The sequence below is a fragment of the Metabacillus idriensis genome (assembly GCF_050483325.1).
Lineage (GTDB): Bacteria > Bacillota > Bacilli > Bacillales > Bacillaceae > Bacillus_P > Bacillus_P idriensis_A.
In genome coordinates, this window is sequence record NZ_JBCMYF010000034.1 from 23,064 (window position 1) to 30,035 (window position 6,972).

General features: G+C 42.7%; 5 protein-coding genes and 1 other annotated feature. Of the genes, 1 reads left to right on the forward strand and 4 read right to left on the reverse strand.

Annotated elements, in window-relative coordinates:
- Positions 1-24: 24 nt before the first annotated feature.
- Both bioD and ABEQ24_RS20245 read right to left on the reverse strand, forming a co-directional pair.
- The gene (bioD, locus tag ABEQ24_RS20240; RefSeq protein WP_430008471.1) at positions 25-741 is read right to left on the reverse strand and encodes a dethiobiotin synthase; all 717 of its coding nucleotides are present in this window, start codon (positions 739-741) and stop codon (positions 25-27) included.
- Positions 738-1,325: a biotin transporter BioY gene (locus tag ABEQ24_RS20245; protein WP_430008472.1), complete on the reverse strand. Its 588-nt coding sequence runs from the start codon at positions 1,323-1,325 to the stop codon at positions 738-740. The genes bioD and ABEQ24_RS20245 overlap by 4 nt, the downstream gene beginning before the upstream one ends.
- Before the next feature lie 140 nt (positions 1,326-1,465).
- Here ABEQ24_RS20245 and bioA point away from each other — a divergent pair, with 140 nt between their 5' ends.
- On the forward strand, positions 1,466-2,845 hold the full coding sequence (gene bioA / locus ABEQ24_RS20250) for an adenosylmethionine--8-amino-7-oxononanoate transaminase (RefSeq protein ID WP_430008473.1): 1,380 nt from the start codon (positions 1,466-1,468) through the stop codon (positions 2,843-2,845).
- A gap of 53 nt (positions 2,846-2,898) precedes the next feature.
- On the opposite strand, the gene pheT is transcribed toward bioA, so the two are convergent.
- On the reverse strand, positions 2,899-5,313 hold the full coding sequence (pheT, locus tag ABEQ24_RS20255; RefSeq protein WP_430008474.1) for a phenylalanine--tRNA ligase subunit beta: 2,415 nt from the start codon (positions 5,311-5,313) through the stop codon (positions 2,899-2,901).
- Between the two features lie 14 nt (positions 5,314-5,327).
- The gene (gene pheS / locus ABEQ24_RS20260; RefSeq protein ID WP_430008475.1) at positions 5,328-6,362 is read right to left on the reverse strand and encodes a phenylalanine--tRNA ligase subunit alpha; all 1,035 of its coding nucleotides are present in this window, start codon (positions 6,360-6,362) and stop codon (positions 5,328-5,330) included.
- A 62-nt stretch (positions 6,363-6,424) separates the two neighbouring features.
- Positions 6,425-6,667: a binding site (T-box leader), on the reverse strand.
- Positions 6,668-6,972 lie beyond the last annotated feature (305 nt).

Below are 6,972 nucleotides of genomic sequence, written 5' to 3' on the forward strand. Positions count from 1 at the left end.
TCTACTAAAAACAGCCGCAAAATCTCAATGATTTTGCCGCTGTTTTTTTAAAATTTGATTAAGAGGAATAAGAGGCTCACTATTTAATAAACTTTCATATTTCCCCTTCGAGTATGGAATTTTCCCAATTACAGGAACTCCGCTCAAAATCTCAATCATCCGAACGTTGTCCTGCTCCATTACAGACTCTTCCTGAGACATATTGTTGATAATAAATCCAAGAACGCTTATCCCGTTTTTCTTTGCATATTCTGTTGTCAGCAAGGAATGATTTATTGTTCCAAGTGAGGGATGAGTGACAATCAGGACAGGAATGTTCAGCTCTTTAATAAGATCTTTCGTTAAATAGATTCCATCTTCATTTTCAGCAAGAGGCACTGCAAGCCCGCCTGCCCCTTCTACAATCACAATATCATTTTCCATTTGAAGTTTGAGATATTGATTGACCAGTCGATTTTTATCAATTTTAGTGCCTGATAGTTTCGCGGCTAAATGAGGGGACAGGGGTTCTTCCAGACAGTAAGTACACAGGTCTTCTTGCTGATAGGCCAAATTTGCGGCCAGGTGATATTCTTCAATATCCTCTGCAACCAGACAGCCCGCTTCCCGCCTTCCACCGCTTTGAATAGGTTTGTACGGTACGGCTCTTATTCCGGAACGCTGAAGCATTCCGATTAAATAGGCGGTTACAAACGTTTTTCCGATGCCTGTGTCTGTGCCAGTAATAAATATCCCGCTCATCCCTTCGCTTCCCCTGAATAGGAGACATTGACTAATGGCCTGCGCACGGATTTATACAACCTCAGTGATAATAGAGAAGCTCCGAAACACAGAATCAGATCGCCGAATACACTCAGCAGAAAACCGCTGTAAAATGCTGCGCTAAATGAAATACCTGTTCCAATCCACGTGTTTAACGAGAGATACAAATAGCCTACGCCAAATAAATAAACAATGATAAGACCAGTAAAATGAGCAAATAGAAAATGCCTCAGCTTTGGCTGATTGTATCTTTCAAGGATATAGCCGATGACAAAACTTGCTGCTGCAAATCCGATTAAATAACCGAAAGTCGGCTGAAAAATATAGGAAAGTCCTCCTCCGCTTGAAAATACAGGCAGCCCGGCGAGGCCAATCCCAATATACAGCATTTGACTCATTGCACCAAGCTTGCTCCCCAGAAGGGCACCTGCAAGGTAGACAAATAGAATCTGCAAAGTAAATGGTATAACCGGCATCGGTATTTTAATAAAGGCTCCTACTGCTGTTAGAGCAGCAAACATTGATACAACTGAAATGGAATAGACCGACAGCGAACGTTTCATCCTTTTTTTTCCTCTCTTTCTATTTTTCTTCATTTTATCTACATCAAAACATATATGTCAACTTAATTATTTTTTGGTTGACATATAGTGTTTTCTGTTTATACGATAGAGTTATAAAAAATTCTTACAGGGGGCTCACCATGTACAAAAGTCCGGCACTTACTGATATCAGCTACGAAGAACTGGCAGCAAAAAACAAGCAATATATTTGGCATCCTTTTACCCAAATGAAAGATTACATAGAAGATCAGCCTGTTATTATCGCTGAAGGAAAAGGACGAAAACTGATAGATGTAAACGGCAAAGAATATTGGGATGGCGTCTCTTCCATCTGGTTAAATGTACACGGTCACAATGTAGAAGAATTAAATGAAGCAATCAAACAGCAGCTGGATAAAGTAGCACACTCAACCCTGCTTGGCATGGCAAATGTTCCTGCCATTCTTTTGGCCGAAAAAGTCATTAAACTTATGCCAGAAGGACTCACCAAGGTGTTTTATTCAGACTCAGGCGCCACTTCTGTAGAGATTGCTGTTAAAATGGCTTTTCAATATTGGCAGCATAAAGGAAAAGGGAATAAGAGACAATTCATCACGATGAAGGAAGCTTATCATGGAGATACGATAGGCGCGGTTTCAGTAGGAGCCATCGACCTGTTTCATAAAGCCTATTCATCCCTGCTTTTTGACTGCATTAAAATTCCATACCCTGCAGTATACCGTTCACCATTCGGCAATTCTGAAACTGTCATCGTTCATGAATCGTTAAAAGAATTAGAAAATGTATTAGCCGAACGTTCTGAAGAAATTGCTGCACTTATTATTGAACCGATTGTTCAAGGTGCAAGCGGAATTATTGTGATGCCTGAAGGTTACCTGAGAGGCGTGAGAGAGCTTTGTACAAAATATGAAGTCCTAATGATAGCGGATGAAGTCGCTACCGGGTTTGGCAGAACGGGGAAAATGTTTGCATGTGAGCACGAGCATATAGCTCCTGATCTTTTAACAGCTGGCAAAGGACTGACAGGCGGATATCTACCTGTCGCCATTACAGTTGCTTCTGAAGAGATTTACAATGCATTTTTAGGGGACTATGAGGAGCAAAAAACGTTTTTCCATGGTCACAGTTACACAGGAAACCCTTTAGGCTGTGCTGTTGCCATTGCAAATCTCGAATTAATAGAGAAGGGGAATCTCATTCAAGAAGTGGAGATCATGTCAGAATATCTGGCAACTCAATTAACAGCTTTTTCACAATTGGACCACGTGGGTGATATCCGGCAAAAAGGATTTATGATCGGGATTGAATTAGTGAGAAATAAGGACACAGCCGAGCCGTTTGATTGGAAGGACAGGGTGGGAGTTAAAGTCTGCAGACGGGCAAGAGAACTCGGCATGCTCCTCAGACCTCTCGGAAATGTCATTGTATTTATGCCTCCGCTTGCAGCTTCAAAAGAAGAATTGGATGAGATGACTGATATTCTTTATCAGTCTATAAGAGACATTACAGAGATAAACTGAACAGAAAAAAGCAGTGAAATCTAATGAGATTTCACTGCTTTTCATGTTAATCATTAACCTCTCAGCACCGCTTCGTATTTCTCTTCAACAGCACGAAGCACTTTTTCATGAGCCTTCGCTACTTCTTCATCTGTTAATGTGCGCTCTGGGTCGAAATAGCGCAGAGAGAAAGCAAGCGACTTCTTATTTTCTTCCAGTCTATCGCCTTCATACAAGTCGAATACAGACACTTCTTTTAAAAGCTTGCCGCCTGCTTCAGAAATCGTTTCTTTTAGATCGCCTGCAACAATTCCTCTGTCAACTACAAGGGCTATATCCCGTGTCATTGAAGGGAAACGGGGAATCACAGAAAACTTTAATTCTTCCAGATTCGTTTCCAATAGCTGCTGCAGGGCAAGTTCGAATACATAAGTTTCAGTCAGGTCCATTTGTTTTTGTAGTTTTGGATGAACTTGCCCGATGAATCCGGCAGTCCGGCCATTCAGCAAGATTTCAGCCGTACGTCCCGGGTGAAGCCCATCGCGCTTAGCCTGTTTGTATGTGATTTGCTCTTTCAATCCTAGAACATCAAACAATCCATCAAGAATTCCTTTTACTACATAGAAATCTACCGGCTTTTTTTCACCCTGCCATTGATTTAAATGCCATAAACCAGTAACAGCACCGCTTAACCGCTCTTTTTCAACAGGCTGTTCGCCTGCTCCATTTGAAATGAAAACCGAGCTCATTTCATATAGCGCAACTTGGTCATTTTGACGTGCTAGATTGTATTTCAGTGTTTCCAGCAAATGCGGAACCAAGCTTAAGCGGAGCACGCTGCGCTCTTCGCTCATCGGCATAGCAAGACGAGTATAGTCTGATGCTTCAAGGGCAAATTGAGATGCTTTTTCTTCGCTTGTCAGTGAATAAGTAATCGCCTGATACAAGCCTGCTCCTTCTAAATAACGGCGTGCTTTGCGGCGGTTAGACTGATATTCAGTCAGTCTGCCTGGTGAAGATGCACTGACCGGGAATGTAGAAGGAATATTGTCATAGCCATACAGTCTGGCTACTTCTTCAATTAGATCTTCTTCAATCGCAATATCTCCGCGTCTTGTCGGAACAGTAACCGTAAATGTTCCGTTGTCTTCCTTCACTTCAAAACCAAGTCGAGTGAAAATCGACTGAATTTCATTAACTGAAATGTTCATTCCAAGCACTTTGTTGATTTTATCTGCATGAATGCCGACTACAGCCGGTTCTGCTTCTAAATAGTTTACTTCAGCAGATCCATTAAGAACCTCACCGCCTGCAAGCTCAATCATTAATTGTGCCGCACGTTCTGCTGCAGCGCGCACACGGTTTGGATCAACGCCTTTTTCGAAACGCGCGCTTGCTTCACTGCGGAGTCCATGATCTTTAGAAGCTTTACGGACAGTTTGGCCATTGAAGTACGCAGACTCAAGCAGGATCGTTGTTGTATCTGAATGAACTTCTGAATTTTCTCCGCCCATTACGCCTGCAAGAGCAACTGGCTCTTTTCCATTTGTAATAACAAGATGTTCAGATGACAGAATGCGTTTTTGACCATCGAGTGTAATGATTTCTTCTGAAGCTTCCGCAAGACGGACAAGAATTTCTTTTGAACCTAACCGGTCATAGTCAAAAGCATGCAAAGGCTGACCGTATTCAATTAATACATAGTTGGTAATATCCACAACATTATTATGCGGGCGGATTCCTGCTGCCATTAAACGCGTTTGAAGCCATAGAGGTGATGGTGCAATTCGCACATTGCGGATCACTTTCGCTACATATAATGGATTCTCTTCTTTAGCCTGGACTGATACTGAAATATAATCTGCAGCCTTTTCAGAAGCTTCCGCATGTGTAAGATCCGGATAAGTGACACTTCTTCCTAAAATCGCAGCTACTTCGTGTGCGACACCAATCATGCTTAAGCAATCTGAACGGTTAGGTGTTAATCCAAGCTCAAGAATCTGATCATCACGGCTCAGCTCAGCAAGAGCATCTGCACCTGGCTGAACATCGTTCGGGAAAACAAAAATCCCTTCAGAAAATTCTTTTGCCACAAGCTTTGACTCAATTCCAAGCTCCTGCAGAGAACAGATCATTCCGTTTGATTCTTCGCCGCGAAGCTTAGCTTTTTTAATCTTAAAGTTTCCAGGAAGAACGGCACCAACAGTTGCTACCGCTACTTTTTGGCCTTTATCCACATTTGCAGCACCGCAAATGATTTGTACAGGCAGTTCTCCTCCCACATCCACTAAACATTTATTCAGCTTATCAGCATTCGGATGCTGTTCTTTTTCAAGCACATGACCAATTACTACACCGCTCAGGCCATCGTTCAGTGTTTCAACACCTTCTACTTCAATCCCGCTTCTAGTGATCTTTTCTGCCAGTTCTTCTGCTGATATTCCGCTGAGATCAACGTAATTCTGCAGCCATTTATATGAAACAAACATCGGTAAACCTCCTTTTATGCTCTTTTAAATTGTTTTAAGAAACGAACATCATTTGTGTAATAGTGGCGAATATCGTCAATGCCGTATTTCAGCATGGCAATACGCTCAGGGCCCATTCCAAATGCAAACCCGCTGTATTTTTTCGAGTCAAATCCAGCCATTTCAAGAACGTTCGGATGAACCATTCCTGCACCTAAAATTTCAATCCAGCCGGTGCCTTTACATACATTGCACCCATGTCCTCCACACCCAAAGCATGATACATCAATTTCTACTGAAGGTTCTGTAAATGGGAAGAAACTTGGACGCAAACGAATTTCGCGGTCTTCTCCAAACATCTTTTTAGCAAATGCTTCAAGTGTTCCTTTTAGATCGCTCATGCTGATGTTTTCATCGATTACTAACCCTTCAATTTGAGTGAATTGATGAGAATGTGTCGCATCGTCGTTGTCGCGGCGGTACACTTTTCCCGGACAAATAATTTTAACAGGTCCTTGCCCTTTGTACTTTTGCATCGTTCTTGCCTGAACAGGAGATGTATGTGTGCGCAGAAGCGTTTCATCCGTGATATAGAACGAATCCTGCATATCCCGCGCAGGATGCCCTTTTGGAAGATTCAATGCTTCAAAGTTAAAATAATCTGTTTCAACTTCAGGGCCCTCTTCAACTGAATAACCCATGCCAAGAAACAGGTCTTCAATTTCCTCAATAACGGCTGTAATAGGATGATGATTACCAGCCCGGACTGCACGTCCAGGGAGAGTCACATCGATTGTTTCTGCAGCCAGTTTTTCCTCAACCGCAGCTTCTTCAAGACCTTCCTGTTTTGCCGCGATGCTCGTCGCAATGCTTTCGCGGACTTCATTTGCAAGTGCCCCCATTAACGGACGCTCTTCTGCGGATAATTTCCCCATGCCGCGCAGTGCTTCTGTAATCGGTCCTTTTTTGCCCAAGTATGAGACACGGATGTCATTCAGGCTTTTTAAATCATTTGCTGTTTGTATTTTTTCAAGTGCTTCTAACTGAAGCTGTTTCAGTTGCTCCTGCATGATGTTTCCTCCTTTATTTCAAATGAATGATCATTTTTTTCCAAAATAAAAAACCCGCCCAAAAAAGGGACGAGTTGAATATCGCGGTACCACCCTTGTTAACAGCAAAAAAAACATAAGCTGTTCACTTCGTTCTAAGATAACGGAATTGATCCGGAACACCTTTACATTCAAAAGCCGAATGGTCCTGATGCCAGCTAAAGAGGTGAATTCATTTACCGCAGTCAAAAAAATGCTCTCAGTCACCGGCATTTTCTCCCTGATTGACGCTCCCGTAAACTACTCTTCTCTATCATCGCTGTTAGAGTATGTAACTGTATCTTATTATAATGAAAAGAAATTGTTCATGCAACACCGAAAAGCGGAATCGCCCCGTTTAGCTCCGACAGACAGATAAGGATCCGACAGAAAGGCGTTTTTTGCCTTACTGGCGGATCCGTTCTGGCCGAGGAGCTGGGCGATGGAGCTAGACAACACCGAAAAGCGGAGCCGACTGTTTAGGCCCGACAGACAGATAAGAAATCACCGGAAAAGGCCGGTTTTGCCTTTTTCGGGGATTTTGTTCTGGCCGAGGGACTAGGAGGCGAAGCTAGACAACACCGAAAAGCGA